Annotated in this window: 1 protein-coding gene; it reads left to right on the top strand. The window is 43.3% G+C overall.

Annotation, left to right across the window (positions count from 1 at the left end; genetic code table 11):
- Positions 1 to 588 precede the first annotated feature (588 nt).
- A complete protein-coding gene (locus tag PSI23_RS20340) occupies positions 589 to 3,792 on the top strand; it encodes an Eco57I restriction-modification methylase domain-containing protein (protein WP_273556779.1) in 3,204 nt (1,067 codons plus the stop codon).
- Positions 3,793 to 4,308 lie beyond the last annotated feature (516 nt).

Below are 4,308 nucleotides of genomic sequence, written 5' to 3'. Positions count from 1 at the left end.
ATTTTACATTGGTCAGACTGGCGACGACGGCATCAATACCGGGCGCAACAATGTCACTACCGCCGCCGGGGAGATCATCGGCTTACAGAGCAATTACGGCTGTAGTACTAACTTGGCGAGCTAGCAAGATAAATCTAGCTCACTTTTATCCAAATATTAGTTAGCTTTAATGCTCGCTTCGCTCATAACAGTCTGTCGGAATAGGTTGAATCCTGCCTAGCAGGGTATACAAACTCATTTGTATTAGCTGCGACTTGACCTGACGCTATCCTACGGTAGGGTACGATTAAATCTGACGGTCGGCTATGAGAGAGATACGGTCATAAGTGACTTTTCCACTCTCGGTTCAGCAGCCACTGAGCTATGAAATCTTTGGTAACAAGTACGTTTCATTGGTATGTCAGTTCGGGGCCATCAGTCCTGTACATTTTTCAAAGCTTTCTCTACCTCCATATGAATTTGAATGGTTACGTATGCATTCTAAATGTCCCCATAGAAATCTCCTTGATCGATCTGTCTTGAATTAGGGAAGGATGGCATTCATAATATTTGGTTGCTTACTTTCCACCAGAGACTAGGTCTTACTACATGAAGCAATCCGCTTACGCCTCAATACAAGAAAAACGTCTTCAGCCTTGGAAGGGTGAAGAAGAAGTCCGGTTTGCTTGGAACAAAGCCTTAGAAGACGCTACAGGGTTACATCTTTTTGCTGAACGCGATCGCAATGATGCTAGTTACAATCACGTCATCATTGAATACAAGGCACCAGGATATTTTAAAGGCAGGAAAGACAGTTCTGCTTTCCAAAACGCTACCAAAAAACGACTATTACCATATATAGTTAAAAAAGCCGCTGAAACAAAGATACCAGAATCAGATTTCATCGGTATAGCCATAGATGGGGAACATATTTGTTTTGCACAGGTAATTGATGGTGATATTAACACCCAACACTTGATGCCATTTTCCCCTGAATCCGTAGAGATGGTAGTTGATGCTCTTCGTTCAGATACACGTAAAGGACTCACAACAGAAAACTTACTTGCTGATTTTGGGCATGGTTCTGCAAATGCGCGAGCGTTCATGCAACAACTTTCTGATGGACTTTCTCAACAGCTTGCCATTAGTGGTAATAACAAAATAAAAATGCTCTTTGAAGAATGGCGAACTTTGTACGGCCAAGTTGCCGACCTTTCCATTCTGCAAGCTGCAGCTATCACAAAAGAACTGCACTTTACTTGGTCCGGACCTACATCAGACTCTATTTCTGCACGGCTATTCGTCCTTCATACCTATAATTCAATGCTCATTAAGCTCTTAGCTGCTGAAATAGTTTCAGCGCATGGGCTTACATCAACAGCACAGCCAGCTCAGAGCATGGCTGCATTAAAGAACGATGCTCAGATGCTGGAATTTCTCGACTCAGCTATCGAACGCTCTGCTATTTTTCAGGGGGCGGGAATAAACGGCTTTGTTGAGGAAGCAATTTTTAGCTGGTATCTCGATGTTGCCAGTCTGAATACTGTGCCTAAGTTGCTTCCAACATTAAGACGCTTGCTGTCGGTTCTATCTCTCTACCGCCTTGACCAGCTATCCCAAACACGTGATGTACTTCGTGACCTTTATCAAGGACTGGTGCCGGGTAAATTGCGTCAGAGCTTAGGTGAATTCTACACACCTGACTGGCTAGTTGATTTCACACTAAATAAAGTGAGTACCTCTGAGATTCTCAACCAGAGAGTACTTGATCCGACTTGCGGTTCCGGAGCATTTTTACTTGCTATAATTCGAAAGAAACGTCAATTAGCAAAGTTTCAGAACCTCAGTGCTCAGGAAACTCTGAATCTTCTGTGCGACAGCGTATGGGGCTTTGATCTTAATCCTCTGGCTGTACAAACAGCCAGGGTGAATTTCATTATAGAAGTCGCAGATTTGCTGGCACAATGCCCAGGCCACGAGTTTGAAGTTCCTGTACTAATGGCTGATGCAATTTACTCTCCTGCGGCTTCACCTGAGACTTCTGAACCCATAATTCAATATCGTATTGGCAGTCAGTTTGCAAAGCTCGATATTCATTTGCCAGTAGCGCTGGCACTCGATCGCGTCAACCTCGATGTAATGTTTAATCGCATGGGTAAAGATGTCGAAATGGGGCTCGATTTTGATGAGTCCATGGATAAAGTTCGAAAAGGAAATTACTTCACTGAACAGCTACTTGGGGAATGGGACACACCTCTGCGTTACACATATAACCAAATTCTGAATCTACATCGCCAAAACTGGAATGGTATATGGTTCAGGATTGTCAGAAATTTTTTCTGGTCTGCTACTGCAGGGCAATTCGACCTTGTCATTGGCAATCCCCCATGGGTTAGATGGTCAAAATTACCTGATCTGTATCGTGAGCGTGTAAAACCCACCTGCGAACACTATGGGATTTTTTCTAAGACCCGCATGCATGGTGGCAACGAACTCGATATTTCAGCAATGATCACATATACCGTCGCTGATAAATGGCTTAATGTTGGTGGCCATCTGGCATTTGTCATCACGGGCACTCTGTTCAAAAACCCTTCATCAGCGGGCTTCAGAACATTTAAACTCGAACCTTCGCAAGAGGACTCATTGTACCTTCAGCCGGTATCAGTGGATGATATGAAAGGTCTTAAACCTTTTGAGGATGCGAGTAACCATACGACGATAGCCGTATTCAGAAAATCAGAAAAAGAACCAGAGTATCCGGTTTCATATCGCGTATGGGGGCCTAATATCGGTGAAAAACGAGCCGTTAAATCGTCTCAGACGCTTAAAGCTGTCTCCGATACCATCCAGTATAAAGAAAAAGAGGCCTTTCCGGTTAGCGAAGCGGGTTCACCTTGGGCCATATTGGAGCCAGGCCGATTTGAAACCATTAAATACTTATCTCGTCAGTGCTCATGGACCAAAGGGCGTAAGGGGATCACGACTGACCTCAATGGAGTTTACTTCGTTCCTATCCTTAAGGTGAATGAAAAACATGTCCAGATACGGAGTCGACCTGAAGCGGGTAAAAAAGACATAGGCCCGATGAAACAGGCATGGGTAGAACCAGAGGATTTGTACCCTTTGATTAAAGGAGCAAGTAATTTTGAAGAATGCTATCTTAAAATTAGTGCGCCAGAAGTCAGCAACGAAGAACGTCTTTTTACATTTGTTCCGAATACGGGGATCTCAAATGCGGATTATGCTGAAGCAGAAGAACGGCTTGAAAAGCATGAGCTGAGAAAAACTGCTGCCTGGTTCGAATCGTTTGAATCTGTTCTTCAGGCTCGCTCGACTTACCGTCGGCAAATGAAAGGTGCACCTTTCCATGCCGTTTATAACGTAGGAGACTATACGTTTAAACCATGGAAAGTAATCTGGCCTGAGATGTCTTCATCGTTCTATGCAGCAGTAGCTGGAAGTGCAAACGTTCCGCTTGTCGGATCACGCCCTTACGTTCCTGATCATAAAGTCTATTTTTCAGCCTTTGATGATAAAGAAACTGCCTATTATTTATGTGGACTTCTTAACTCAAAAACCGTTCAGGAGTGGATTGATGCACACAATGTTTCCATACAGGTTGCAGACGTTTTCAAACACTTAGACTTGCCTGAATTCAATAAGAAGGACATACATCATACTCTTCTGGCCAAAAGGGTAATGGCTGCTCACGTGGAGCATGACCGAGATGCGCGCCGAATTATAGTGGATGAAATAAAAATACTGGCCGAAAAGGTTCTCACTAAATGGAGTGAACAGCTTCTTAGTTAAATCAGCTGCAAGCGTCTGGCGCTAATGGAATCTTAATCACTAGGAGCCACTCCATATAAACCGCCTCCCACAGGCGGTTTATAAGTTACGCTAACGCAGCATGTACCTAGTTGATTAACTCAACGTGATATTAGTAATGTCTGCTCCTGACGCAAAGCCGACAGTCTGATTAGGTTCCGCTCAGGTCATCAATAGTGTCAGATCGAGTCTTAGTTGGTACAACTCATTGGTGATTACAGAACAAAACTGTTCTCAGCTATCTGTTTAATCTTCCAATTTTCTTTTTACAAGCACTGAGTGAAATACCATTCACTCATTTCTTTCAAACTATTACTTCAAAAAGATCATGCTGTTTGTACAAAAAACAAACCATCTATTCCATTTTTTTTATTTCGAATAAATAAGTAACCCGAATTCTGGATAAGAAATTGACGAGAAGCCTGTTCCGGGAGCAAAGTTTTGGTGAACGCCGAAAACAGCTCCGGGGAGGAACAGGCTATGAATAAATTAGTTGAA

This window comes from Xenorhabdus yunnanensis (assembly GCF_028598805.1).
GTDB classification, from domain to species: Bacteria; Pseudomonadota; Gammaproteobacteria; order Enterobacterales; family Enterobacteriaceae; genus Xenorhabdus; species Xenorhabdus yunnanensis.
Note: the sequence above shows the minus strand (reverse complement) of the source record. Positions and strands in the feature narration are given on the sequence as shown.